The organism is Streptomyces sp. NPDC006711 (genome assembly GCF_042869775.1).
Taxonomy (GTDB): Bacteria; Actinomycetota; Actinomycetes; order Streptomycetales; family Streptomycetaceae; genus Streptomyces.
The window spans coordinates 597,780-623,756 of sequence record NZ_JBIAGO010000002.1 but is presented as its reverse complement, the minus strand read 5'-3'; the positions used below and the strand labels follow the sequence as shown (position 1 = coordinate 623,756).

Below are 25,977 nucleotides of genomic sequence, written 5' to 3'. Positions count from 1 at the left end.
CGGCGCGGGCACGTGGAGCTCACCCCGGTAGTGGACGCCGGGGTCCCCGTCGGAGTCCGGCCGGTACGTGCCCCGGGCGCGGCTGCCGCCCGAGGTGACGACCAGCGCGCCGGGCACCTCGGTGAACCACGCAGCGACGGCGGACACGCGGCGACGGCGGACACGCGGTGACCGAAGGCGACGTCCGATGGGCGGCGTCCGATGGTTTGACCGATGGCGGCATCCGATGGCGGTGTGCGATGGCGAGTTCACCCCTCGCACGCCACCCCCGGCGGGATTATCGGCGCGCCGGAATATCCTGGGGTCCTTGGCCGTGGCGTGAGGAGTCCGAGGTGGCGTCGATGCTCGATGCAGTCGTCGTGGGGGCGGGTCCCAACGGGCTGACCGCCGCCGTCGAACTGGCCAGGAGGGGCCTGCGCGTCGAGGTCTTCGAGGCCAAGGAGACCGTGGGCGGAGGCGCGAGGACCGAAGAGCTCACCCTCCCCGGCTTCCGTCACGACCCGTGCTCCGCCGTGCACCCCCTGGGCATCGGCTCGCCCGCCTTCCGCGCCATGCCGCTGGAGCGCTACGGGCTGCGATGGCTGCACCCCGAACTGCCGATGGCCCACCCCTTCGACGACGGCACGGCCGCGGTGCTGTCCCGCTCGGTCGCCGAGACGGCCGCGTCCTTCGGCCCGCGCGACGCGGGAGCGTACCGCCGTCTGATGACCCCCTTCCTCGGCAAGTGGGACGTGCTGGCACGGGACTTCATGTCGCTGCCGCTCACCGCCCTGCCGCGCGACCCCGTCGGTCTCGCCCGGTTCGGCACGGTGGGGCTGCCGCCCTACACCTGGCTGATGCGCCGCTTCCGCGACGACCGGGCGCGCGCCCTGATGGCCGGCCTCGTCGCCCATGTCATCGCCCCGCTGGGCGGCATCGCCACGGCGGGCGTCGGCATGCTCTTCGCGCTCGCCGCGCACGAGAACGGCTGGCCGCTGCCGCGCGGGGGCTCCCAGTCGATCTCCGACGCCCTCACCGGGTATCTGCGCGACCTCGGCGGCGTCGTCCACACCGGCTTCGAGGTCAAGCGCCTCGACGACCTGCCGCCGGCCCGCGCCTACCTCTTCGACACCTCGCCGACCGCGCTCGCCCGCATCGCGGGCCTGGGCAGCGCCTACGCGGACCACCGGTACGGCGCCGCCGTCTTCAAAATCGATTACGCCCTTGACGGCCCCGTGCCCTGGACCGCGAAGGAGGCCCGGCGGGCCGGCACCGTCCAGGTCGGCCCGTCGAGCCGCGACATCGGCGCCGCCCTGAGCCAGGCGTCCGGCGGCACCGCCCCCCGCACGCCGTTCCTGATCACCGCCCAGCCGAGCCTCGTCGACGCCTCACGGGCGCCGGAGGGCAAGCACGTGTTCTGGGCGTACGGCCACGTCCCCAATGGATGGGAGGGCGACTTGACGGACGCCATCGAGCGCCAGCTCGAGCGGTTCGCGCCCGGCTTCCGCGACCGGATCCTGGCCCGTGCGACCGCGGGCCCGCCCCAACTGGCCGCGCGCAACGCCAACTACGTGGGCGGCGACATCGCCTGCGGCGCCGCCCGCGGCCTCCAACTGCTGCTCCGCCCGAAGATCTCCCTGTTCCCGTACGCGACCCGGCACCCCTCGGTGTTCCTGTGCTCGTCGGCCGCCTGGCCGGGCCCGGGCGTCCACGGCATGTCCGGCCACAACGCGGCGAAGGCCGTGTGGCGCCGCCTGCGCGAGGCGGACCGGCGATGACGCCGGCGCGGGCGAAGATCGTCCTGGTACGCGGCGACATCACCGAGCAGGTGGTGGACGCCATCGTCAACGCCGCGAACTCCTCGCTGCTCGGCGGCGGCGGGGTGGACGGCGCGATCCACCGGCGCGGCGGCCCCGCCATCCTGGCCGAGTGCCGCGCGCTGCGGGCCTCGCACTACGGCAAGGGCCTCAAAACGGGCCAGGCGGTCGCCACCACGGCGGGGCTGCTGCGCGCCCGCCATGTGATCCACACGGTGGGCCCGGTGTACGGGAGCGGCGGCGGCGACGCGTCGCTGCTTGCCTCCTGCTACCGGGAGTCGCTGCGAGTGGCCGACGAACTGGGCGCGCGCACGATCGCGTTCCCGGCGATCTCCACGGGCGTCTACGCGTGGCCGATGGAGGACGCTGCCAGGATCGCGGTGCAGACGGTGCGGGCAGCGGACACGTCGGTCGAGGAGGTCAGGTTCGTACTCTTCGACGAGCGGGCGTACGAGGCGTTCGCGGCGTGGGTGAGCTGACGGCGCGTCATGAAGCGTGCGCCGGGCGGGGTTTGGGGGCAGAGCCTCTGACACGCCCACGCCCGCGCCCACGCCGACGCGGCTCCCGGTCAGCGGGGGTGTTCCGCCGGCGGCGGCAGGATGCGGCGCGGCTGCCCGGGCGCCGTCGAGCGGGAGCGCCACTCGCGGGGATAGCCGAGCGACACCTCCACGAAGCGGACCCCTTCGTGCCAGGTGGTCCGGGGAATGTGGAGGTGGCCGTAGACCATGGCGGCCACCCGGAACCTGCGGTGCCAGTCGTCGGTCAGCCGGGTGCCGCACCACATCGCGAACTCCGGGTACCACAGGACGTCCGTGGGGTGGCGGTGCAACGGGTAGTGGTTGACCAGGACCGTGGGCAGGTCGTCGGGGAGCGCCGTGAGCCGGCGTTCCGTCTCCTCCACCCGGGCGCGGCACCAGGCCTCGCGGCTCGGATAGGGGTCGGGATGCAGCAGGTACTCGTCGTTGCACACGACCCCGGTGCCGTACGCGTACTCAAGCCCCTCGGCCTTCGTGGTCCGGCCGGCCGGCAGGAAGCTGTAGTCGTACAGCAGGAACAGCGGCGCGACGGCGACCGGGCCGCCGGGGCCGTCCCAGACCGGGTAGGGGTCCTCCGGGGTGAGCACACCGAGATCGCGGCACATCTGGACCAGGTGGGCGTAACGGGCGGTACCGCGCAGGGTGATGTCGTCCTTCGGGTGCGTCCACAACTCATGGTTGCCGGGCACCCACACGACCTTGCGGAAGCGGCTCGCCAAGGTGGAGAGGGCCCAGTGGATGTCAGCGACCTTCTCGGCGACGTCCCCGGCCACCAGGAGCCAGTCGTCGTCGGAACCGGGCGCCAGCTTCTCCACAAGGGCGCGGTTCTCGGCGTATCCGATGTGCAGGTCGCTGATGGCCAGCAACTGCCCGGTACCGTCCGCCATATGTGGCCCCCCGTTCCGAGTACGTGATCGCGACCACGAGATCACACTCCGCACCGCTCGGACAACTGTTTCCTTTGTGACGCCGAGCGTGGTTGAGGCGGCGTGGCCGGCCGGCGTGGGTCGGCGCGGTCGACGGGCGGGGCCGACGGGAAGGCGGGGCGGGGGAGGGGTGGCGGGCAGGGGTGGTGGTCGAGAGCGCTCTCAGGCCGCCCGCCGGGTGGCCGCCCTGGCCCGAGCATGTGGCCGGAAGCGCTTTCAGGTCGGTCGGCTTGCCAGCGTCCCGGGCCCGGGCAGACCGTTGGAAGCGCTCCCAGGCCCGGGTGGTTGGATGCGCTCCCCAGGGCAGGCGGTTGGAAGCGCTCCCCGGCTCGGGCCGGTGGTTGGAAGCGCTCCCCGCGCAGGCGGTTGGAAGCGCTCCCGGACCCGAGCGCCCGACCACGGCAGTCGGCAGTCGGCAGGCCGATGGCAGTCGCCACGCAGTCGGCAGGCAGACGGCAGGCGGCGGCAGCAGTGGCCCTGCCCACCCGGTAGGCGGGCCGCTGGCCGCCCCAGGCCCCGCGAGGTCGATGTCGGATTCTCGCCAGCGGGGGTGCTGCCCGTGCCGGATGCTGGATCCATGCCCCCCGTCGCTCCCGCACCCATGCACACCGACACCGAGCGCTGCGTGCGCGCTGTTCAGTCCAAGGACGCGCGCTTCGACGGATGGTTCTTCACGGCCGTCCTCACCACCCGCATCTACTGCCGCCCCAGCTGCCCCGTCGTGCCGCCCAAGGTCGAGAACATGACCTTCTACCCGAGCGCGGCCGCCTGTCAGCAGGCAGGGTTTCGGGCCTGCAAGCGGTGCCGCCCGGACACGACCCCGGGCTCGCCGGAGTGGAACGCCCGCGCCGACACCGTCGCCCGGGCCATGCGCCTCATCCGGGACGGCGTCGTCGACCGCGAAGGGGTGCCCGGGCTCGCCTCCCGCCTCGGCTACAGCACCCGGCAGATCGAACGCCAGCTGCTCGCCGAGCTGGGAGCCGGCCCCCTGGCCCTGGCAAGGGCACAGCGCGCCCAGACCGCGCGGCTCCTCATCGAGACGACCCCGCTGCCCATGGCCGAGGTCGCCTTCGCCGCCGGGTTCTCCTCGATCCGTACGTTCAACGACACCGTGCGGGAAGTCTTCGCGCTCGCCCCGACCGAGCTGCGGACCCGCGCCACGCGCGGCATCGCCCGCCAGACGCCGGGGGCGATCACCCTGCGGCTGCCCTTCCGGGCCCCGCTGACCCCGGACAACCTGTTCGGCCACCTCGCCGCGACGGGCGTCCCCGGCGTGGAGGAGTGGCGGAACGGCTCGTTCCGCCGCACCCTGACCCTCCCGTACGGACACGGAATCGCCGAGCTCACCCCGGGGCCCGAGCACATCGGCTGCGTACTGCACCTCACGGACCTGCGCGATCTGACCATCGCCATCAGCAGGTGCCGCTGGATGCTCGACCTGGACGCCGACCCGGTTGCCGTGGACGACCGGCTGCGCACCGACCCGCTGCTCGCGCCGCTGGTCGCCAAGGCGCCGGGGCGGCGGGTGCCGCGCACGGTGGACGCCGCCGAGTTCGCGGTGCGCGCCGTGCTCGGCCAGCAGGTCTCGACGGCCGCCGCCCGCACCCACGCGGCGCGTCTGGTGGCGGCGCACGGTCACGCCGTCCACGATCCGGCGGGCGGTCTCACCCACCTCTTCCCGACCCCGGCCCAGCTCTCGGAGATCGACCCGGAGTCCCTGGCCCTGCCGCGCAGCCGCCGCACCACCTTGACCACCCTCGTCGCCGCCCTCGCCGACGGGACCCTCAAGCTGGGCCTCGACAGCGACTGGGACCTGGCCCGCGCCCAGCTCAGGACGCTGCCGGGCTTCGGCCCCTGGACCATCGAGGCGATCGCGATGCGGGCGCTCGGCGACCCGGACGCGTTCCTGCCCACCGACCTCGGCATGCGCCGGGCCGCCCAGCACCTCGGCCTGCCCGCCACCCCCGCCGCGCTCACCGCGCGCGCCGCCGCCTGGCGTCCCTGGCGGGCCTACGCCGTCCAGTACCTCTGGGCGACCGAGGACCACGCCATCAACTACCTTCCCGCATAGGGAAGTCGAGGATCGACGGAGTCAGCCGTGCGCATCACCCACACCCTCATCGACAGCCCCTACGGCCCGCTCACCCTGGTCGCCGCCGACGGCGTCCTGAGCCGCCTCTACATGGAGAACCAGCGTCACCGCCCGCCGCAGGAGACCTTCGGTGAGCGCGGTGACGGCGGCCCCTTCCCCGAGGTCATCGATCAGCTCCAGGCGTACTTCGCGGGTGAACTGACCGAATTCACCATGGAGTTGAAACTGTCGGGCACCCCGTTCCAGCGGCGCGTCTGGCGCGGGCTCCAGCAGATCCCGTACGGCGAGACCCGCACCTACGGCGAACTCGCCGAAGCCCTCGGCAGCCCGGGCGCATCCCGCGCGGTGGGCCTGGCCAACGGCAAGAACCCGGTGGGCATCATCGTGCCCTGCCACCGCGTCATCGGCGCCAACGGCAGCCTCACCGGCTACGGCGGCGGCCTGGAGCGCAAACAGCGGTTGCTCGCGTTCGAACGCGGCGCGGCGAGGGAGGACGTGCTCTTCTAGCCAAACGTGCGCAGGAGCCGGGGCAGCGCGCTGCCGATCGGCTCTACCCGTGGCCTGCGCCTCCTTGGGCCGCGGCTTTTACTTCGGCGACGAAGCCCCGCAGTACCTGTGACCGGTGGCCCTCCGGCAGCGACGCAAGCGCCTCACGTGCCATGTCGAGCCCTGGACCGACGTCACCCGACTTCACCACGGACAGGGCGCGGTGCACGTTCGTGTGGGCCGCATAGCGTTCCAGATGCCTGGGCCTGAGGGCGTCGGCCGTGTCCTGCTCGGCCCGGGACTGCGCGATGTTGCCGAGCCTCGCGTGTACGAGTGTCTTCGTCAGGCTGTAACCCCACCTCGGCATGCAGAACACCGAGGCATCTTCGTCGGTCTCCACCGTAGGGAACATGTCGTCGGCATTCCTGAGAGCGTCCAGGGCGGGAACCGACTGGTTCAGCTTTGCGTAGGCGTGAGCGAGCGCGAGCGCGAGCACATAGTCGCCCGAGTGACGGTTTCTCGGACAGGGCCAGCCCCACCTGTGCCATCCGAATGACGGGTCCGGGTTGTGATCCTTCGTAGATGAGGGCGAGCGCGCCTTGTCCTCGGGTCCACTCCCGAAGGCTGACACTGCCGCTCCTGTCGGCTGCGGCGATGGCCGTTCGGTACCACCGCGCGGAGGCGGCGGGTCCGTTCAGCGAAGCCGATGCCATTGCCATGACGACCGAGAGCCTGCCTGCCACCTCCCACAGGCCGGGGGAGGCATCGTTCAACCCCGGGCGCAGCAGGAGAAGGTCACCCGCGAGCCGGGGCTCCACCGTCCTCGACGACAGAGACATGAAGTCGTAACCGTAGTCCTCGGTGAGCCTGTGCCAGTCGTCCAGGACATACGGCGCACCCATGGCCCTGACGAGTGCTTGGCGAGTCGCCTCGCTCAGCGCTGCGGGGCGGCCCGCCTTGGCGGCCTCGAGGGCTTCCCGAGGCACGGACAGGGCTTCGGCAAGGAAGGGCAACCAGAACCGTCCCGGAGACCGTTTCGCGGTCTCCCAACGGCTGACCTCCTCACGGGTCAGCGTCGGACGGTCGGACAGGCCGCAGAGACGCTCGGCCAGGTCTCCTTGCGACCAGCCTTTCCCGTTCCGAAGCATCTTGATCAAGTCTCCCAGGGTCACGGAACCCATGGTGGCCACTACTGCGGCCACTGTCAGGCGAGTTGGCTCGGCGTACACCTAGGGAGCACAACCGAAAGGAAGGAGCGACCCATGTACGCATCAGGACAGCCGATCGGGCTACGGCGAGACGTCGGGAAGACAAGTCAGGCATCGCAGGAGGCGGAAGCATGCGCGGTATGCGGAGAGCTGGACGCGCAGCTGCGCTTGGCGGTACGCGAGCGAAACCCGTCTCAGGAGGTCGATGCCCGCGTGAAGCGACGCCGTCACATGCGTGAGGCGCATGGCGTCACGGTTCCGCTGGACCTTCCGTGAAGGCGAAGGCATGGGAACCGTTCACCCCACGGCCCGCCCTGCGGCGCTTGCGTCAAGGCCGTGACGGGCGGGCCCACACCGCCGCCTGAGCGACCCGGATGAAAGGAGGTGCCCATCCCGTGAACGGATTGACGTGCCGGTCCGGATGCGGGGTGGGACATCCTCCCTGCCCCTCGCGGTGAGAGGGATCGCCTCACCCCACCCGCCGCCCGTTCTCCAACTCCGCCGTGCCGTGGCCCTCTGTCAGGACGTCGAGTGCCGCGAGCACCCGGTCGCCGAGTGGGCCGGGGAGGTGGGCGGTGAGCTCGTCGCGGGGGACCAGGCGCAGGGCAGCAGCTCCTGCTCCTGGAGGCGGACCGCGGCCAGGGCGGCGCGGTCGAGGGCGCCGCCGTCGTAGACGTACGCGACGATCGGCGGGCGGGCGGGCGTGCCGTGCACCCAGTCAAATGGGAGGAAGCGGCCGGGCGCCACGTCGAGACCGATCTCCTCCGGGGTCTCCCGGCGGCCCGCCTGACGCGGAGTCTCCCCGGCGTCGGACTCGATGGTCCCGCCCTTATGAACAGTTCGCATGCCTCAGTGGCTGTTGTTGTTCCGAACGTGAGGAGTGCTGATCGAACGGAGTCGCCTGAGCTCCCGGCTCGACCGGTCTTCCCTCGCCGTCGTGACCTCCGCGTCCATCGCATCGAGCGGCAGCATGACCGCGCGCACCGGGTGGACGTCATGTCGCCCAGGTGCCAGGCCGCGTCGCGGCGAGACCATATCGCCCACAGGCACGACGCCTGGCGTACCGCTACCACCAGCGTCCCCGCAGCAGTGCGCAGCCCGTACCCGGGCGGTGGGAGGCGAGGACGTCCGCACATGGCCAACCGGCGGCGACCGTGAAAATCGCTGTACGACACCGGGGCACGGTGATAGACATCCGGTGTGAAAAAGGATCTTGACTTCCCGACCTGTTGCGACTGATCGATGAGCGGTCGAGCGCCTTCCGCGCCGTGGTCGCCGCCGCGCCCGGTCTCGACGCACCGGTGCTGACCTGTCCTGGGTGGACGCTGTTCGATCTGGTGAAGCACCTGGGCGGGGGAGACCGCTTCTGGGCCGCCATCGTCGGCGCGGGGCCCGCCGACGCGCCCCGGCGGAGGCCGTCGCCGCGCGCGCCGTGCTGGAAGTGCCGCAGGAGCGTGAGGCCCTGCTGGCCTGGCTGGACGCGTCGACGCAGCTTCTGCTGGGCGCCCTGCGCGCGGCGGGGCCGGAGAACGGTTGCTGGACGTGGTGGCCCGCGTCGCAGTCACCGCAGACCGCCGGCGGCACCGCCCGACACCGGGTCCAGGAGACCGCGGTGCACACCTACGACGCCCAGCTCGCCCAGGGAGCCCCGCAGCCGCTGCCGGTCGAGCTGGCACTCGACGGTGTGGAAGAGTTCCTGTTCACCGTCTGCGCAACGCCGAGTGCCTGGCCGCACAAGCCCACGGCCTTCGACTTCCACGCCGCCGAGGGCCGCTCCTGGCGCCTCACCGTCGACGGCGACGGCGCACGCATTACCCGCATCCCCGCGCCCACCGCCGCGACCGGCGAGGACTCGGACGCAGCCGGCGCCTCCGTCCACGGCACGGCCAGTGAGCTGGTCCTCTAGCTGTACGACCGGATCCAGGCCGACTCCTTGCACGTCGACGGAGACGCAGGGCTGCTCGACCTGCTCCGCGCCTGGGAGCCGGAGGAGAAGTAGGACGTAGCGGGGCGGTTGGGCGCGCCTCGAGCCGGTAGGACATCGACTCTTCGCCATTCGTCAGCCGCGACACCGGGCTCAAACCCGCGAGGCGGCCTCGGGGCGTCACCAAGCCGACCGTCTACTGGGAGGGCAGTGCGCATCCCCCCTTGCGCGCTTGGGATGAATTGGGCTTCCTGCGCGGCTCGTTGGGGGCCTGAGCGGACGTCCGTGGTCCGGTGCGCGGGCCCGCACCGGACCACGGCCTCAGGACTGGAGCCTGCCCGGGACGGACCACTCCCTCAGGGCTGGGGCCGGCCCGAACCGTCGTCCTCCGTACGGGACTTGGCGGCGCGGCGCAGCCGGGGGTGCAGGGCCGGGCCCTGCTCGGTGATCGCGTCGCCGACCATCGCCCGCACCGCGTCCCGCAGCCCGTGCAGGGCGCCGTGGCGCGAGGGTCCCGCGCCCGGGTCCTCACGCAGCTCCTTCACCAGCGACCAGCACAGGCCGAGCATCACCAGGACGAAGGGGAGCGCCACCAAAATCGTCGCCGTCTGGAGGGACTTGAGGCCGCCCGCGACCAGCAGCACCGCCGCGACCGCCGCCATCAGGACGCCCCACATCACCACGAGCCACGTCGGCGGGTGCAGCGAGCCCCGGCTGGTGAGCGAGCCCATCACCAGGGACGCCGAGTCCGCGCTGGTGATGAAGTAGGTCATCACCAGGGCCATCGCGATGTACGAGGTGACGGTGCCGATGGGCAGCGCGTCCAGCATCCCGAACAGCGAGGCCTCCGCGCCGTCCTTGACCGCCCCCGCGAGATCGGCGGCGCCGGTGGCTTCGAGCCGGATCGCCGTGCCGCCCATGACGCAGAACCAGATGATGGTGGCGCCGCTGGGCACGAGCAGCACGCCGATCAGGAACTCGCGGATCGTGCGGCCGCGCGAGATGCGGGCGATGAAGGTGCCGACGAACGGCGCCCAGGACAGCCACCACGCCCAGTAGAAGATCGTCCAGGCCCCGAGCCACATCCGGTCGGTGAAGGCGCCGGTGCGGCTGGCCATGGGAATCAGGTCGTGCAGATAGCCGCCGATCGAGGCCGGGATCGTATCAAGGACGTAGACGGTGGGGCCGAGCAGGAAGACGAAGAGCATCAGCACCGCCGCGAGCACGATGTTGATGGTGGACAGCCACTTCACGCCCTTGTGCAGGCCGGAGAAGGCGGACAGCACGAAGGCCGCGGAGAGCGAGGCGATGATGACCAGCTGGGTCGTCCGGGAGTTGCTGACGCCGGAGGTGATGTTCAGTCCCTCGGCGACCTGGAGCGCGCCGAGGCCGAGGCTCGTGGCGGTGCCGAAGACGGTGGCGAAGACGGCCAGCAGGTCGATGCACTTGCCCGGCGGGCCGTCCGCGCGCCGGGCGCCGATGAGCGGCACGAAGGCGGAGGAGAGCCGGTTGCCGCGCTGCTTGCGAAAGCCCGCGTACGCGAGCGCCAGGCCCGAGATGCCGTAGATCGCCCAGGGGGTGAGCGTCCAGTGGAAGAAGGAGTACTCGAGCGCCGTGCGGGCGGCGTCGCCCGTGCCGGGACGCGCGCCGGTGGCCGGGGGCGGACTGAGGAAGTGGGTGAGGGGTTCGCCCACGCCGTAGAACATCAGGCCGATGCCCATGCCGGCGCTGAACATCATCGCGATCCAGGCCAGATTGGTGAACTCCGGCTCGGAGTCGTCGGCGCCCAGTCTGATCCGTCCGTACCGGCTGATCGCGAGCACCAGGCACAGCACGAGGAACGTGTCGGCTGCGACCACGAAGAGCCAGGCGAAGTTGTCCAGGACCCAGGCCAGCGCGGTCGAGGAGGCGCTGTCGAAGGAGCTCTTGCCGAGCGCCGCCCAGGCGACCACCGCCGCCACCGCGAGCACGCCGACGGCGATCACGGTGTGGTCGGGGGAGGGCGCGGGCTCGTCGGGCGGGCTGTCCGGCGCGGTGCCGGCGCCGGAATGATCGATCGAATCCCTCTTCATGACGCCCCACTATGGTGGGGAAAGTACGCACTTTGTGGGGTGGCGCGCCGCCTGCCGGCACGGTCGGCTATGGGCAGGCGCACTCCGGACGGATAGGGTCTGAAGCGGCGCGACTGCCTGTTCGAAAGCAAGGGATAACAAGTGACGGACGGCGCAGTTTTGGAGACCGCCCGCGTACTCGTGGCGGCGGACAAGTTCAAGGGCTCGCTCACGGCCGTACAGGTCGCGGAGCGGGTGACGGCCGGGCTGCGGCGGGTCGTCCCGGATCTGCGGGTGGACACCCTGCCGGTCGCCGACGGCGGTGACGGCACGGTGGCGGCCGCGGTGGCGGCCGGATTCGAGCGCCGAGAGGCGCGGGTCACCGGGCCGCTCGGCACGCCGGTGACCGCCGCGTACGCGGTGCGCGACGGGGTGGCCGTGGTGGAGATGGCGGAGGCCTCCGGGCTCCAGCACCTCCCCGAGGGCGTCTTCGCGGCGCTGACCGCCACCACCTACGGCTCGGGCGAACTGCTGCGTGCCGCGCTCGACGCGGGCGCGCGGACCATCGTCTTCGGCGTCGGCGGCAGCGCGACGACGGACGGCGGCGCCGGCATGCTGGCCGCGCTCGGCGCCCGCTTCCTGGACGCGGCGGGCACGCCCGTCGGCCCCGGTGGCGGCGCCCTCGCCGACCTCGCCACGGCCGACTTCTCGGGCCTCGACGCCCGCTTCACGGACGTGGAACTCGTCCTCGCCAGCGACGTCGACAATCCGCTGACAGGTCCCAAGGGCGCCCCCGCTGTCTACGGTCCGCAAAAGGGTGCCTCGCCCGAGGACGTGGCGGCCCTGGAGGCGGCCCTGGCCCACTACGCCAAGGTCCTCGAAGGCGCCCTCGGCGCGAAGGCGGCCGAAGCCGCGCTCGCTCCGGGCGCCGGGGCGGCCGGCGGCATCGGGTACGGCGCGCTGGTCGCCCTGGACGCCGTCTTCCGGCCGGGCATCGAGGTCATGCTCGACGTGCTCGGCTTCGGGCCCGCGCTGGCCGGGGCCACCCTGGTCATCACCGGTGAGGGCTCGCTCGACGAGCAGACCCTGCACGGCAAGGCTCCGGCGGGTGTCGCGGCGGCGGCCCGCGCGGCCGGCATCGAGGTCATCGCGGTGTGCGGCCGGCTCGCGCTTCAGCCCCGCCAGCTCGGCGAGGCCGGCATCCGCCGCGCCTACGCCCTGACCGACCTCGAACCCGACCCGGCCCGCTGCATGGCCAATGCGGGCCCGCTCCTGGAGCGCGTCGCCCAGAACATCGCGGGCGACTTCCTGCGGTAGCCCACCCGCGCGACATCATCGGCGCCCCCTGGGCCCCGGCCCCACGAACCCCCACGGCCCCCCTCGCACCGCGCGAGGGGGGCCGTTGTGTCGTTCCCTGGACGAGGGGCCGGTCGAACGCAGGCCGACGCCGTCCAGGCGGCCGACCCGCGCCCGAGCGGCCCGTCGGCCACTCCTGCCACCCCCGCCGCACTGCACCTCTCCACGCCATATGAGACACTTGTGTCTCATTCGATACTGGAGTGTTCCATGACGCCGCCCCTCGACCCACGGCGCTGGGTCGTCCTCGCGATCCTTTCCGGCAGCCTGCTGCTCATCGCGATGGACACCACGATCCTCAACGTCGCCTTTCCCTCGCTGGTCAGCGACCTTCAGCCCAGCTCCGTACAGCAGCTGTGGATCATCGATGTGTACGCGCTCGCGCTCTCCGGCCTCCTCGTGACGGCCGGTGCGCTCGGTGACCGCTGGGGCCGCAAGCGGCTGCTCCTCGCCGGCTTCGCGACCTTCGCCCTCGCGTCCCTAATCGCGGTGTTCGCCACCGAGGCCTGGCAGGTCATCGCGGCCCGCGCGCTGCTCGGCGTGGGCGGCGCGGCGATCATGCCGTCCACCCTGTCGATCCTGCGCGACGTCTTCACCGACGCCCGCGAACGTGCCCTGGCCTACGCCGTGTGGGCCGCCGTGTTCGGCGGCGGCATGGCGCTCGGCCCGGTGGTCGGCGGGCTGCTCGTCGAGCGGAACGGCTGGCAGTCCGCGTTCTTGATCAACGTGCCGGTCGCCCTGGTGATCATCGCCTTCGGCGCGTGGCTGCTGCCCGAGTCGCGGCAGCCCCGCGAGGGCCGCTGGGACTGGTGGGGTGTGGGCCAGTCCGTGGTCGGCATGCTCGCGCTGGCCGGCGGCATCAAGCAGCTGGGCAAGGGCGGGCCCGCCGATCCCCTCGCGTGGGTCCTGCTCGTGGTGGCGGCCCTCGCGCTCACGGTCTTCGTCCGTCGTCAGCTGCGCCTGGCCCAGCCGCTCTTCCACGTGCGACTGTTCACGAACCGGTCGTTCAGCATCGCGGCCGCCTCGATCTTCCTCGGGATGATCGCGCTGGGTTCGGCGCTCTTCCTGGTCACGCAGTGGTTCCAGTACGGCCAGGGGTACAGCCCCCTGGAGGCCGGGACACGGCTGCTTCCGGCCCCGCTCGGCCTGGTCGTCACCTCGCTGGTGACCCCGGTCCTGATGCACCGCCTTCCGATCCGGCACGTCATCGGCGGCGGCCTGCTCCTGATGACCGCGGGCCTCGCGCTGCCGTGGCTCTTCCAGCAGTCCGGGCCGCTGGCCTACCCCGGTGTCGCCGTGGCGCTGGGCGTGCTCGGCTGCGGTGTCGGCGTGGCGACCACCGCCGCGTCCGTGACCCTGATGGCGTCCGCGCCCAAGGAGCACGTCAGCGGCGCGGCCGCCGTCGAGGAGACCTGTTACGAGCTGGGCGCGGCGATGGGCGTGGCCATCCTCGGCAGCGTCGCGGCGGCGCTGTACCGTACGCACCTGCCGCGGCTGGCCCTGGACGGCGCGGCGACCGCGTCCGTACGCGACTCGGTCGGCGAGGCGGCCCACGTGGCCTCGTCGCTGGGCGGGCGGCCGGGCGCGCTGCTCCTGGAGCAGGCGTCGGCGGCCTTCACCTCGGGCATGACCCCGACGTTCCTCCTGGCGGCCGCCCTGCCGCTGGCCGCGGCGGTCCTGGCCTGGGCGAAGATCCCGGGCGACCTCCGCCCCACGGAAAACGCCCACTGACGGGCTGGGGTATGCCGGGTGGGCCAGCACCAGCCCTGCCAGGGGCGCGGGGAACTGCGCGACCGGCCACGCACGGTCGGCAGCCGGGGCCCCTGGGGCTCCGCCCCAGACCCCGTTCGCGCCTGAAGGGCGCTTGTCCTCAATCGCCGGACAGGCTGGGTATGCCCATGCGGGCCAGCACCGACCCTGCCGGGGGTAACGCCGGACGGGCTAGGTATATGCACATGGGCCAGCACCAGCCCCGCCGGGGGCGCGGGGAACTGCGCGACCGGCCACGCACGGTCGGCAGCCAAGCTCCCTGGGGCTCCGCCCCAGACCCCGTTCGCGCTGAAGGCGCTCGTCCTCAAACGCCGGACGGGCTAGGTATGTCCCAGTGGGCCAGCACGAGCCCTGCCAGGGGCGGACGAGCTGGGGTATGCCGGGTGGGCCAGCACCAGCCCCGCCAGGGGCGCGGGGAACTGCGCGGCAAGCGCCCGCGGTCCGCACCCGACGCCCGCCCCCGCCCCCGCCCCCGCGAATCAATCCGACGCCTGACGCCCGACGCGACCAGCAACGCACCACCAGGGGATCGCAAAAGGGGCCCCGGGTTCATCGACCCGGGGCCCCTTTCAAGTCCAGCACCGTGCGGAGCTACGGCAGCTGCGCCGCCCGCGCCTCACGCCGGTTGCCGCGGAACGTGTTCACCCGGCGGGCCGTCGCGAAGAGGGGGATCGTGGCGGCCAGGACGATCTGGAGCGCGCAGCCGGTCTGGAGCAGCAGCTGCCCGCCCGGCGCGTCGAACGCCCACGCCGCGAGCAGACCCATCGCCCCGATGATCCAGCTGAGCATCGCCACCGCGAGGACACCCCGAGGCTTGGGGTACTCCACTCGGCTCACCATCAGCCAGGCGACCCCGATGACGGCGAGCAGCGTCGGCACGAACGGCAGCTCGAGCAGCACGATCGAGACCACCGTGAGCGCGCCGAACGGGCTCGGCATGCCCTGGAACATGCCGTCCTTCATCGTCACGCAACTGAAGCGCGCCAGTCTCAGCACCACCGCGAGCAGCACCGTGATCGCCGCCACCGCCGCCACCCGCTGATGGGCGTCGTCGGCGACCATGCCGTACACGAGCACGAAGTACGCCGGGGCGAGCCCGAAGCTGATCAGGTCCGAGAGGTTGTCCAGCTCGGCGCCCATCGGGGAGCTGCGCAGCTTGCGCGCGACCAGACCGTCACAGAGGTCGAAGATCGCGGCGAGCAGCATGAGGATCACGGCCGTCGCGGCGGAGTGCCGCGCCATGCCGGTCTCCTGGCTGCCGGACAGGTGCGGGATCAGGATGCCGGTGGTGGTGAAGTACACCGCCATGAAGCCGCACGTGGCGTTGCCGAGGGTGAGGGTGTCCGCTATCGACAGGCGCAGTGACAGCGGCATTTCCTCGACGTCGTCCTCGGACTCCGCCTCGGGGACCCAGCCGGCCTGCGTCTCGGGATCAATCACGGTCAATTCGAGTCACCCCCGCCGTGGTCGCCTGACCGACCTCGACCGCGACCTCGACACCCTCGGGAAGGTAGATGTCGACCCGCGAGCCGAAGCGGATGAGGCCGATGCGCTCGCCCTGCTCCACCTTGGTGCCCTGGGGGACGTACGGGACGATGCGCCGCGCGACCGCGCCGGCGATCTGCACCATCTCGATGTCGCCGAGCTCGGTGTCGAAGTGCCAGACGACGCGCTCGTTGTTCTCGCTCTCCTTGTTGAACGCCGGAACGTAGCCACCGGGGATGTGCTCCACCGAGGTCACCGTGCCCGCGAGGGGCGCGCGGTTGACGTGGACGTTCAACGGGCTCATGAAGATCGCGACGCGCGTACGCCCGTCCTTCCACGGCATGATGCTCTGCACCACACCGTCGGCGGGGGAGATGACCCGCCCCTGCGTGATCTCACGCTCGGGGTCGCGGAAGAACCACAGCATGCCCGCCGCCAGTGCGGTGGTGGGCACGGCCACGATCGCGGCGCCCTTGGAGCGGCGGGATCGGGCCAGGCTGAGGGCTGCGGTGGCGACGGTCGGCAGAAGCCACGGCGATGCTCCGCGAGCAAGGCGTCCCTTGAGGAAGCCGTCGCGTGGTGCAGAGGTTTGGCTGTGGGGCATGGATGACCTTCGTAGCGGATGATGCCGCGCTGGCAACGGGGGACGGCGGCAGGTTTACCGGCGATGGTATCGGTTGCGAGCCGCAACTGGGCAAGCCAGAAGCCGAGTCGGTCGGCCGGAAGCGCTCAGAAAACGCCTACGGGGTGTGATGTTCTTCGCGGCCGAACCGACTCAAAAGCGACAATCAACCCTGGAGCCGGTACTCCTCAAGAAGTCGGCGCCCAATGATCATTTTCTGGATCTCGGCGGTACCTTCACCGATGAGCAGCATCGGCGCCTCGCGGTACAGGCGCTCGATCTCGTACTCCTTGGAGAAGCCGTAACCGCCGTGGATACGGAAGGCGTCCTCCACCACCTCCTTGCAGTACTCGGAGGCGAGGTACTTCGCCATCCCTGCTTCGAGGTCGTTTCGTTCCCCGGAGTCCTTTTTGCGTGCTGCGTTGACCATCATTGCATGGGCCGCTTCGACCTTGGTAGCCATTTCGGCGAGCTTGAACTGAATCGCCTGATGCTGAGCGATCGGCTTTCCGAAAGTGTGCCTTTGTTGGGCATAGGAGACACCCAGTTCGAATGCACGCTGCGCGACACCGCAGCCACGGGCCGCGACGTTGACCCGCCCGACCTCCACGCCGTCCATCATTTGGTAAAACCCTCGGCCGGTGACCCCGCCGAGGACGCGATTGGCCGGAACCCGTAGCCCGTCCATGATCAGCTCGGTGGTGTCGACGCCCTTGTATCCCATTTTGTCGATCTTGCCGGGAATGGTCAGCCCGGGGCGGACCTCTCCGAAGCCCGGCTCCTTCTCCACGAGGAACGTCGTCATCGACTTGTGGGGCGCGGTCCCCTCGGGGTGTCCTTCGTCACTCCGGCACAACACGGCCACAAGCGAGGACGTTCCGCCATTGGTCAGCCACATCTTCTGGCCGTTCAGGACGTACTCCTCGCCGTCCCTGACCCCCTTCGACGTGATCGCCGACACGTCCGAGCCGAGCGCCGGCTCCGACATCGAGAACGCGCCGCGCACCTCGCCGAGCGCCATCCGCGGCAGGAAGGTGTCCTTCTGCTCCTGGGTGCCGTGCTGCTTGAGCATGTACGCCACGATGAAGTGCGTGTTGATGATGCCGGACACCGACATCCAGCCACGCGCTATCTCCTCCACGCACAGCGCGTAGGTGAGCAGCGACTCCCCGAGACCGCCGTACTCCTCCGGGATCATCAGGCCGAACAGGCCCAGCTCCTTGAGCCCTTCGACGATCCGCGTCGGGTACTCGTCCTTGTGCTCCAGCTGGGTCGCGACCGGAATGATCTCCTTGTCGACGAAGTCCCGCACCGTGGAGAGGATTTCCTGCTGGACGTCGGTCAGACCGGCGGTCTGCGCGAGACGGGCCATCTCAGTTCTCCCGAAGTTCCGGGCGGCCGGGCTGTTCTCCGCCGCGCTCCTTGATGTACGTCTCGGTCGGCACCATCACCTTGCGGCGGAAGACGCAGACCAGGGTGCCGTCCTGCTTGTAGCCCTTGGTCTCGACGTGCACGATCCCGCGGTCGCTCTTGGACTTCGACGGCGTCTTGCCGAGCACCGTCGTCTCGCCGTAGATGGTGTCGCCGTGGAAGGTCGGCGCCACGTGCCGCAGCGACTCGATCTCCAGGTTGGCGATCGCCTTGCCGGAGACGTCCGGCACGCTCATGCCGAGCAGGAGCGAGTAGATGTAGTTGCCCACCACGACGTTCTTGCCGAAGTCGGTGGTGTTCTCGGCGTAGTTGGCGTCCATGTGCAGCGGGTGGTGGTTCATGGTGAGCAGACAGAAGAGGTGGTCGTCGTACTCGGTGACCGTCTTTCCGGGCCAGTGCTTGTAGACGGCGCCGACTTCGAACTCTTCGTAGGTACGGCCGAACTGCATGGTGCTCACGCCTCCGGGGCTTCGAACGTCGTGGTGCGCTTCATGCCGGCGGCCCGGCCCTTGCCGGAGATGACCAGCGCCATCTTGCGGCTGGCCTCGTCGATCATCTCGTCGCCGAGCATCGCCGAGCCCTTCTTGCCGCCCGCCTCGGAGGTGCACCACTCATAGGCGTCCAGGATCATCTCGGCGTGGTCGAAGTCCTCCTGCGACGGCGAGAAGATCTCGTTGGACGCCTCGACCTGACCGGGGTGCAGCACCCACTTGCCGTCGAAGCCGAGCGCGGCGGCGCGCTTGGCCACCTCGCGGTAGCCGTCCACGTTGCGGATCTGGAGGTAGGGTCCGTCGATCGCCTGGAGGTCGTTGGCGCGCGCGGCCATCAGGATCTTCATCAGGATGTAGTGGTAGGCGTCCGCGCCGTAGCCGGGCGGCTGCTCGCCCACGACGAGCGACTTCATGTTGATCGAGGCCATGAAGTCGGCCGGGCCGAAGATGATCGTCTCGGTGCGCGGCGAGGCCTCGGCGATCGCGTTGACGTTGTTCAGGCCGCGCGCGTTCTCGATCTGCGCCTCGATGCCGATCTTGCCGACCTCAAGACCCATGGTCTTCTCGATCTGCGTCAGCAGCAGGTCCAGGGCGACGACCTGGTCGGCGGTCTGCACCTTCGGCAGCATGACGCAGTCGAGGTTCTGCCCCGCGCCCTCGACGACGGTCACGACGTCGCGGTACGTCCACTCGGTCGTCCAGTCGTTCACGCGCACCACCCGCGTCTTGCCCGTCCAGTCGCCCTCGTTGAGGAACTTGACGATGGTGTGCCGCGCCTCGGGCTTGGCGAGCGGCGCGCAGGCGTCCTCCAGGTCGAGGAAGACCTGGTCGGCGGGGAGCCCCTGGGCCTTCTCGAGGAAGCGGGGGTTCGACCCGGGGACCGCGAGGCAGGAGCGGCGCGGGCGGAGCCGGTTGACGGGGGAGACGGGGGAGCTCATGCGGGGACCTCCAACGGGTCGAGCTTGTTCGCTTTCCGGATCTCGTCGACGATACGGCCGATGATCTCCGTGATACCGAAGTCCTTAGGGGTGAAAACGGCGGCCACACCCGCCGTGCGCAGTTCTTCGGCGTCGGCGGGCGGGATGATCCCGCCGGCGATCACCGGGATGTCGCCCGCGCCCGCCTCGCGCAGACGCACCAGGACGTCCGGGACGAGTTCGGCGTGCGAGCCGGACAGAATGGACAGACCCACACAGTGCACGTCCTCGGCGAGTGCGGCGCTGACGATCTGCTCGGGGGTCAGCCGGATGCCCTGGTAGACCACCTCGAAGCCGGCGTCACGGGCGCGCACCGCGATCTGCTCGGCCCCGTTGGAGTGCCCGTCGAGGCCCGGCTTGCCGACCAGCAGGCGCAGCCGCCCCGAGCCCAGGTCCGACGCCGTGCGGGCCACCTTCTCGCGCACCAGGGCCAGCGGCGTGCCCTGCTCGGCGGTGACCGCGACCGGGGCCGACGAGACGCCCGTGGGGGCCCGGAACTCACCGAACACCTCGCGCAGCGCCTGCGACCATTCGCCGGTGGTGACCCCCGAACGCACGCATTCCAGCGTGGCCTCCATGAGGTTGCCCGTCCCCTTGGCGGCCTCCTTCAGCTTCTCCAGGGCCTTGCACGGGCGCGGGTGGTTGAAGGGCGGCTGGTAGCGGGTGTCGCGCCAGTGCTTCAGCGCGGCCACGACCCGGGCCTCGACGGCCGGGTCGACCGTCATGATCGCCCCGTCCAGATCCGCGGTGAGCGGGCTCGGCTCGGTGGACTCGTAGCAGTTGACGCCGACGATCTTCTCCTCGCCGGACTCGATGCGGGCCCGGCGCTCGGCGTGCGAGGAGACCAGCTGCGACTTGAGGTAGCCCGACTCGACGGCGGCCAGCGCCCCGCCCATCTCCTGGATCCGGTCGATCTCCGCCAGGCACTCGCTCACCAGCGACTCCACCTTGGCCTCGATGACGTGCGAGCCGGCGAAGATGTCCTCGTACTCGAGCAGGTCGCTCTCGTGCGCGAGCACCTGCTGGATGCGTAGCGACCACTGCTGGTCCCAGGGGCGCGGGAGGCCCAACGCCTCGTTCCAGGCGGGGAGTTGGACCGCGCGGGCGCGCGCGTCCTTGGACAGCGTCACGGCCAGCATCTCCAGCACGATCCGCTGGACGTTGTTCTCGGGCTGCGCCTCGGTCAGGCCGAGGGAGTTGACCTGGACGCCGTAGCGGAAGCGGCGCTGCTTGGCGTCCTCGATCCCGTACCGCTCCCGCGTGATCTTGTCCCAGATGCGGCCGAAGGCGCGCATCTTGCACATCTCCTCGATGAAGCGGACACCCGCGTTCACGAAGAAGGAGATGCGGGCCACCACATCGCCCTTGCGCTCCTCGGGGATCTGGCCCGAAGCGAAGACCGAGTCGAGCACGGCGATCGCCGTGGACATCGCGTACGCGATCTCCTGGACCGGGGTGGCACCCGCCTCCTGCAAGTGGTAGCTACAGATGTTGATCGGGTTCCACTTGGGGATGTTGTTCACGGTGTAACAGATCATGTCTGTCGTCAGCCGCAGCGAAGGGCCCGGCGGGAAGACGTGCGTCCCGCGCGAAAGGTACTCCTTCACGATGTCGTTCTGCGTGGTGCCCTGGAGCTTGGTGATGTCCGCGCCCTGCTCCTCGGCGACCACCTGGTACATGGCGAGCAGCCACATCGCGGTGGCGTTGATCGTCATCGAGGTGTTCATCTGCTCCAGGGGGATGTCCTGGAACAGCCGCCTCATGTCACCGAGGTGGGAGACGGGGACCCCGACCCGGCCGACCTCGCCGCGCGCGAGGATGTGGTCGGGGTCGTATCCGGTCTGCGTCGGAAGGTCGAACGCGACCGACAGACCCGTCTGACCCTTGGCGAGGTTGTTGCGGTAGAGCTCGTTGGACGCCTCGGCGGTCGAGTGACCGGCGTACGTCCGCATGAGCCACGGCCGATCCTTCTGACGCTCCGTCATGAACGCTCCCGGTCTCAGATGTTGCGGAAGCGGTTGATGGCGTCGAGGTGCTTCTCGCGCAGCTCGGGGTCGCTGACGCCAAGGCCCTCGCGGGGCGCGAGCGCGAGCACGCCGACCTTGCCCTGGTGCAGGTTGCGGTGCACGTCGTAGGCCGCCTGCCCGGTGTCCTCCAGGGAGTACACCTTGGAGAGCGTCGGGTGGATCTTGCCCTTGGCGATGAGGCGGTTGGCCTCCCACGCCTCGCGGTAGTTGGCGAAGTGCGAGCCGATGATGCGCTTGAGGGACATCCACAGGTAGCGGTTGTCGTACTCGTGCATGTAGCCCGAGGTGGAGGCGCAGGTGGTGATGGTGCCGCCCTTGCGCGTGACGTAGACGCTCGCGCCGAAGGTCTCGCGGCCCGGGTGCTCGAAGACGATGTCGATGTCCTCGCCGCCGGTGAACTCGCGGATGCGCTTGCCGAAGCGCTTCCACTCCTTGGGGTCCTGGGTCCGCTCGTCCTTCCAGAACTTGTAGCCCTCGGCGTTGCGGTCGATGACCGCCTCGGCGCCCATGGCGCGGCAGATGTCGGCCTTCTCGGGGCTGGAGACGACACAGATGGGGTTGGCGCCGCCGGCGAGCGCGAACTGCGTGGCGTAGGAGCCGAGTCCGCCGCTCGCGCCCCAGATCAGGACGTTGTCGCCCTGCTTCATGCCGGCGCCGTTGCGGGAGACGAGCTGGCGGTACGCGGTCGAGTTGACCAGACCGGGCGCCGCCGCCTCCTCCCAGCTGAGGTGCTTGGGCTTGGGCATCAGCTGGTTGGACTTGACCAGCGCGATCTCGGCGAGGCCGCCGAAGTTGGTCTCGAAGCCCCAGATGCGCTGCTCGGGGTCGAGCATCGTGTCGTTGTGGCCGTCGGAGCTCTCCAGCTCCACCGACAGGCAGTGCGCGACGACCTGGTCGCCGGGGTTCCAGGCGTTGACGCCGGGGCCGGTGCGCAGCACGACGCCCGCGAGGTCGGAGCCGATGATGTGGTACGGCAGGTCATGGCGCTTGGTGAGCTCGCTGAGCCTGCCGTAGCGCTCCAGGAAGCTGAACGTGGACACCGGCTCGAAGATCGAGGTCCAGACCGAGTTGTAGTTGACCGAGGAGGCCATGACGGCCACCAGGGCCTCGCCCGGGCCGAGTTCGGGGATCGCCACCTCGTCCAGGTGGATCGACTTGCGGGGGTCCTTGTCGCGGGTGCTGAGCCCGGCGAACATCTCCGTCTCGTCCTTGTGCACGGTGATCGCGCGGTAGGAGTCGGGGAGCGGCAGAGCGGCGAAGTCGGCGGAGGTGGACTCCGGCGACTGGATCGCGTCCAGGATTTCCTTCACGGTGTTGCCTCCGGCGAAGCGCCCGACGGGGGGCGTTGAGGGTCTTCGGGGGTTGGTGCTGTGGAGGTGTGCCGTCGGTTCGGCGGTGTGGTGCGAGTGCGGCAGCGCCTGGTGGGCGCGGGAGGGGTGCCTGTGACGCAGGCGTCCGGGTCATTCGCCGGGACGGCGGATGCGGGACACGGCCGGCGTACGAGGATGTTCCGTGCGCCGACCGCCCGGACAACATCAACGTATGGCACCCCGTGCCAAGCCGCAAGACACCGCGTGCCAAGACTTTCTCTCAATTGCCGAGCGCCCCGCGCAGATGAGCGATGATCGATCGTTGCAGGTCAGCGGGGTCGCCCGGCCGCAGGCGCGGAGCGGGGCCGGACATCGCTGAGCGGGACCGGACATACGGGTGGCCGCATCCCTGTCGGAGGGATGCGGCCACCAGTGGCACTGCGTGCCGCGCGCGTCGTCGCGAGCGTCACCTCGTCCTGAGCGCCTGCTTGATGCTCTGCATGATCTCTTCGAGCGGGGCGTCCGTGCGGGCGACCGCGACCAGCACCTCGTCGCCGGCCGACACGGTGGCGGCGGGCTTCGGCCTGGCCGTGCGGCCCGCTCCTATGCCGGATCCGAACGTCTCGCGCACGATGGCGAAGGCGTGGTCGAGCTGGGCCTCCACATCGCCCTGGCCCCCGGCCCGCAGCCAGCGGCGCAGCACGTGGTTGTGCGCGGTGACCACGGCCGAGGCGGCGACCTCCGCGAGCAGCGGGTCGTCGTTGCCCGGCTGGTGGTCGTGCTCGTCGAAGTGCCCGAGCAGATAGCGGGTGAAAAGGCGCTCGTAGCGGGCGACCGAGGCGATCTCCGCCTCGCGCAGCGTCGGCACCTCGCGGGTCAGCTTGTAGCGGGCCACCGACACCGCGGGCGAGCCCGCGTACATCTTCATGACCTCCTTGATGCCCCGGCACACCGTGTCGAGCGGATGCTCGTGCGGGGGCGCGGCGTTCAGGACCGCCTCCGCCCGAACCAGGGTGTCGTCGTGGTCGGGGAAGATCGCCTCTTCCTTGGAGCGGAAGTGGCGGAAGAAGGTCCGCCGGGCGACGCCGGCCCGCGCCGCGATCTCGTCGACGGTGGTGGCCTCGTACCCCTTCGCGGAGAACAGGTCCATGGCCGCGGCCGCGAGCTCCCGGCGCATTTTGAGCCGCTGGGCGGCGGCCCGGCTGCCCGCGGCGCTCTCCGGGGCGTCGGGCACGGCGTTCGTACGGGAGGACCTGACTGGCTGGGGCATGGACCGAACGTACTGCATGGGCGCGGCAGGCCGCGCCCACGGGGGCGAGCTGTCAGGAGGCCGCAACAGCCCGCCCCACCCCGTGTCCGGCTCAGCGCCGGGCATACTCGCGGAATCCGCGGCCCGTCTTGCGGCCGAGGCACCCGGCCGCCACGAGGTGTTCGAGCAGCGGCGCCGGGGCCAGGCCCGGGTCGCGGAACTCGGCGTGCAGCACCTTCTCGATGGCGAGCGAGACATCGAGGCCCACCACGTCCAGCAGTTCGAACGGGCCCATCGGGTAGCCGCCGCCCAGCTTCATCGCGGCGTCGATGTCATCCAGGGTCGCGTAGTGCTCCTGGACCATCTTGACGGCGTTGTTGAGGTACGGGAAGAGCAGCGCGTTGACGATGAACCCGGCGCGGTCGCCGCAGTCCACCGGGTGCTTGCGGATCTTCGCGGTGACCTCGCGGACGGTGGCGTGCACCTCGTCGGAGGTGAGCACGGTGCGGACCACCTCGACCAGTTTCATCGCCGGGGCGGGGTTGAAGAAGTGCATCCCGATGACGTCCTGCGGGCGCGAGGTGGCACGGGCGCAGGCGACGACGGGCAGCGAGGAGGTGGTCGTGGCAAGGACCGCGCCCGGCTTGCAGATCTTGTCCAGCGTCGCGAAGAGCTGCTGCTTGACGGCCAGGTCCTCCGCGACCGCCTCCACCGCGAGATCCACGTCGGCGAAGGATTCCAGCGCGCCCGCAGCCGAGATCCGGTTCAGGGTCTCCTCACGTGCCCCGGCGCTCATGCGGCCCTTGTCGACGGAGCGCGAAAGTGACTTGGCGATCCGGGACTTGGCCCCTTCGGCCTTCTCCAGGCTGCGCGCGGCGAGCACCACCTGGTAGCCGGCCTTGGCGAAGACTTCCGCGATGCCGGACGCCATCGTGCCCGAACCGGCCACGCCGACCGAACGGATCTCGCGGCTTCCGCCCGCGCCCGCGATGGCGCGCGGCGTCTGTGCGTCGGCCACCACGACCGAACTGCCCTCGCCCTCGTACGTGTAGAAGCCGCGCCCCTTCTTGCGGCCGGTCAGGCCGGCCTCGGCGAGCTGGCCGAGGATGGGCGCCGGGGCGTGCAGACGGTCGTGCGATGCGGAGTACATCGCCTCGAGGACGGTGCGGGCGGTGTCGATGCCGATCAGGTCGAGCAGTTCGAGCGGGCCCATCGGAAGCCCGCAGCCCAGCTTCATCGCGGCGTCGATGTCCTCGCGCGAGGCGTACTTGGACTCGTACATCGCGGCGGCCTGGTTGAGGTAGCCGAAGAGCAGGCCGTCCGCGACGAACCCCGGCCGGTCGCCGACCGCGACCGGCTCCTTGCCGAGATCAAGGGCGAGCGCGGTGACCGCGTCCACGGCCGGCGGAGCGGTGAGCACGGAGGAGACGATCTCGACCAGCTTCATGGCGGGCGCCGGGTTGAAGAAGTGCAGGCCGAGCACGCGCTCGGGGTGCGCGGAGTCGGCGGCGAGCCGGGTCACGGAGAGCGCGTTGGTGCCGGTCGCCAAGATGGTGGTGGGCGCGACGATGGAGTCGAGCGCCTGGAAGACCTGGTGCTTGAGCTCGTAGGACTCCGGCACGACCTCGATGACGAGATCGGCCTCGGCCGCGGCCTGGAGATCGGTGAACGTACGGAACCGGGCGAGGATGTCGCCACGCTCCTGCGGGGTGATCCGCTCGCGGGACACCGCGCGGGCCGTGGAGGCCTCGAGGCAGGACACGGCCTGGCGGGCGGCGTGCTCGCTGATGTCGATGCCGATGACCTCGCGCCCGGCGCGGGCCAGGACCTCGGCGATGCCGGTGCCCATCGTGCCGAGGCCGACCACGGCGACAGTGTTCAGGGGGATGTCCATCACGGGACTCCAGGGATGAGTGACGACTGAGAGAGGGCGCACGCGACCAGCGGCAGAAGGGCGCTCAAATACGCCAACGGGCGCACGGCGTGCGGGAGTTGAGCCGGGGAGCGTCGTGCTGAGCCGTGGTGCGTCGTAGTGCGAAGGGGGCCGACGGCCCTGTCCCGGGGCGCGTCGTACAGAACTGCCGAACCGACGATCACTCGCGGTGGCTGCGTCACCAGGCCACCGGAGTCGCGGGGGTTACCCGCTCACCTGAGATTAACCGGCGAGTAACGAGCGCGCCAGACCTCCGCCGCGTTGAGTCGTTGTGACGTGGGTCGCGTGCGGGCCGGGGGTTGCGGCT

20 protein-coding genes and 3 pseudogenes are annotated in these 25,977 nt (G+C 70.7%); 9 read left to right on the top strand and 14 right to left on the bottom strand.

Annotated elements, in window-relative coordinates; translation table 11 throughout:
- Window positions 1–341 precede the first annotated feature (341 nt).
- A complete protein-coding gene (locus ACFYM2_RS06780; RefSeq protein ID WP_388833965.1) occupies window positions 342–1,757 on the top strand; it encodes a phytoene desaturase family protein in 1,416 nt (471 codons plus the stop codon).
- On the top strand, window positions 1,754–2,275 hold the full coding sequence (locus ACFYM2_RS06775) for an O-acetyl-ADP-ribose deacetylase (RefSeq protein WP_388833962.1): 522 nt from the start codon (window positions 1,754–1,756) through the stop codon (window positions 2,273–2,275). The genes ACFYM2_RS06780 and ACFYM2_RS06775 overlap by 4 nt, the downstream gene beginning before the upstream one ends.
- An 89-nt stretch (window positions 2,276–2,364) precedes the next feature.
- On the opposite strand, the gene ACFYM2_RS06770 is transcribed toward ACFYM2_RS06775, so the two are convergent.
- Window positions 2,365–3,219 carry a metallophosphoesterase family protein gene (locus ACFYM2_RS06770; protein WP_388833959.1) on the bottom strand — a complete coding sequence of 285 codons (855 nt, stop codon included), beginning with the start codon at window positions 3,217–3,219 and terminating at the stop codon, window positions 2,365–2,367.
- A gap of 640 nt (window positions 3,220–3,859) precedes the next feature.
- On the opposite strand from ACFYM2_RS06770, the gene ACFYM2_RS06765 reads away from it, so the two are divergent.
- Window positions 3,860–5,329 (top strand): AlkA N-terminal domain-containing protein, encoded by a 1,470-nt coding sequence (locus ACFYM2_RS06765; protein ID WP_388834254.1) that lies wholly within the window; start codon window positions 3,860–3,862, stop codon window positions 5,327–5,329.
- A gap of 27 nt (window positions 5,330–5,356) precedes the next feature.
- Window positions 5,357–5,857 carry a methylated-DNA--[protein]-cysteine S-methyltransferase gene (locus ACFYM2_RS06760; RefSeq protein ID WP_388833956.1) on the top strand — a complete coding sequence of 167 codons (501 nt, stop codon included), beginning with the start codon at window positions 5,357–5,359 and terminating at the stop codon, window positions 5,855–5,857.
- 43 nt (window positions 5,858–5,900) lie between these two features.
- Here ACFYM2_RS06760 and ACFYM2_RS06755 read toward each other — a convergent pair whose 3' ends face one another.
- The 3 genes and pseudogenes from ACFYM2_RS06755 to ACFYM2_RS06745 form a co-directional block, all read right to left on the bottom strand.
- Window positions 5,901–6,236, bottom strand: a complete 336-nt coding sequence (locus tag ACFYM2_RS06755; protein ID WP_388834267.1) for a hypothetical protein — start codon at window positions 6,234–6,236, stop codon at window positions 5,901–5,903.
- Window positions 6,237–6,810: 574 nt separating this feature from the next.
- Window positions 6,811–7,017 (bottom strand): annotated as a pseudogene (locus ACFYM2_RS06750) (helix-turn-helix domain-containing protein); the annotation flags it as partial.
- A gap of 496 nt (window positions 7,018–7,513) precedes the next feature.
- A pseudogene (locus ACFYM2_RS06745) lies at window positions 7,514–7,872 on the bottom strand (NUDIX domain-containing protein); the annotation flags it as partial.
- A gap of 440 nt (window positions 7,873–8,312) precedes the next feature.
- On the opposite strand from ACFYM2_RS06745, the pseudogene ACFYM2_RS06740 reads away from it, so the two are divergent.
- A pseudogene (locus tag ACFYM2_RS06740) lies at window positions 8,313–8,617 on the top strand (maleylpyruvate isomerase N-terminal domain-containing protein); the annotation flags it as partial.
- A gap of 39 nt (window positions 8,618–8,656) precedes the next feature.
- On the top strand, window positions 8,657–8,950 hold the full coding sequence (locus ACFYM2_RS06735) for a hypothetical protein (protein ID WP_388834252.1): 294 nt from the start codon (window positions 8,657–8,659) through the stop codon (window positions 8,948–8,950).
- A gap of 374 nt (window positions 8,951–9,324) precedes the next feature.
- Here the strand turns inward: ACFYM2_RS06735 and ACFYM2_RS06730 are convergent, their stop codons facing one another.
- A complete protein-coding gene (locus ACFYM2_RS06730) occupies window positions 9,325–11,040 on the bottom strand; it encodes a BCCT family transporter (RefSeq protein WP_388833953.1) in 1,716 nt (571 codons plus the stop codon).
- 141 nt (window positions 11,041–11,181) lie between these two features.
- Between ACFYM2_RS06730 and ACFYM2_RS06725 the strand changes: the two genes are divergently transcribed.
- Window positions 11,182–12,336 (top strand): glycerate kinase, encoded by a 1,155-nt coding sequence (locus tag ACFYM2_RS06725; RefSeq protein ID WP_388833949.1) that lies wholly within the window; start codon window positions 11,182–11,184, stop codon window positions 12,334–12,336.
- Between the two features lie 249 nt (window positions 12,337–12,585).
- Window positions 12,586–14,106, top strand: coding sequence for an MFS transporter (locus tag ACFYM2_RS06720; RefSeq protein ID WP_388833946.1), 1,521 nt, complete (start codon window positions 12,586–12,588; stop codon window positions 14,104–14,106).
- 630 nt (window positions 14,107–14,736) lie between these two features.
- Here the strand turns inward: ACFYM2_RS06720 and pssA are convergent.
- Window positions 14,737–15,591, bottom strand: coding sequence for a CDP-diacylglycerol--serine O-phosphatidyltransferase (gene pssA / locus ACFYM2_RS06715; protein ID WP_358993840.1), 855 nt, complete (start codon window positions 15,589–15,591; stop codon window positions 14,737–14,739).
- Complete coding sequence (locus tag ACFYM2_RS06710; RefSeq protein WP_358993837.1) at window positions 15,578–16,234, bottom strand: phosphatidylserine decarboxylase; 657 nt, start codon at window positions 16,232–16,234, stop codon at window positions 15,578–15,580. The genes pssA and ACFYM2_RS06710 overlap by 14 nt, the downstream gene beginning before the upstream one ends.
- Before the next feature lie 2 nt (window positions 16,235–16,236).
- Here ACFYM2_RS06710 and ACFYM2_RS06705 point away from each other — a divergent pair, with 2 nt between their 5' ends.
- The gene (locus ACFYM2_RS06705; protein WP_350233494.1) at window positions 16,237–16,383 is read left to right on the top strand and encodes a hypothetical protein; all 147 of its coding nucleotides are present in this window, start codon (window positions 16,237–16,239) and stop codon (window positions 16,381–16,383) included.
- Between the two features lie 35 nt (window positions 16,384–16,418).
- Here the strand turns inward: ACFYM2_RS06705 and ACFYM2_RS06700 are convergent, their stop codons facing one another.
- From ACFYM2_RS06700 to ACFYM2_RS06670, 7 genes are all read right to left on the bottom strand, one after another.
- Complete coding sequence (locus tag ACFYM2_RS06700) at window positions 16,419–17,624, bottom strand: acyl-CoA dehydrogenase family protein (RefSeq protein ID WP_358993834.1); 1,206 nt, start codon at window positions 17,622–17,624, stop codon at window positions 16,419–16,421.
- A gap of 1 nt (window position 17,625) precedes the next feature.
- Window positions 17,626–18,132 carry a MaoC family dehydratase gene (locus ACFYM2_RS06695; RefSeq protein ID WP_350234839.1) on the bottom strand — a complete coding sequence of 169 codons (507 nt, stop codon included), beginning with the start codon at window positions 18,130–18,132 and terminating at the stop codon, window positions 17,626–17,628.
- Between the two features lie 5 nt (window positions 18,133–18,137).
- Window positions 18,138–19,112, bottom strand: a complete 975-nt coding sequence (locus ACFYM2_RS06690) for a CoA ester lyase (RefSeq protein WP_358993832.1) — start codon at window positions 19,110–19,112, stop codon at window positions 18,138–18,140.
- Window positions 19,109–21,136, bottom strand: coding sequence for a protein meaA (locus ACFYM2_RS06685; RefSeq protein ID WP_388462084.1), 2,028 nt, complete (start codon window positions 21,134–21,136; stop codon window positions 19,109–19,111). Before ACFYM2_RS06685 ends, ACFYM2_RS06690 begins: the two co-directional genes overlap by 4 nt.
- A 14-nt stretch (window positions 21,137–21,150) precedes the next feature.
- Window positions 21,151–22,488 (bottom strand): crotonyl-CoA carboxylase/reductase, encoded by a 1,338-nt coding sequence (gene ccrA, locus ACFYM2_RS06680; RefSeq protein WP_358993827.1) that lies wholly within the window; start codon window positions 22,486–22,488, stop codon window positions 21,151–21,153.
- Window positions 22,489–22,954: 466 nt separating this feature from the next.
- Window positions 22,955–23,776 carry a TetR family transcriptional regulator gene (locus tag ACFYM2_RS06675; RefSeq protein ID WP_350233499.1) on the bottom strand — a complete coding sequence of 274 codons (822 nt, stop codon included), beginning with the start codon at window positions 23,774–23,776 and terminating at the stop codon, window positions 22,955–22,957.
- A gap of 73 nt (window positions 23,777–23,849) precedes the next feature.
- On the bottom strand, window positions 23,850–25,631 hold the full coding sequence (locus ACFYM2_RS06670) for a 3-hydroxybutyryl-CoA dehydrogenase (RefSeq protein WP_358993824.1): 1,782 nt from the start codon (window positions 25,629–25,631) through the stop codon (window positions 23,850–23,852).
- Between the last annotated feature and the right edge of the window lie 346 nt (window positions 25,632–25,977).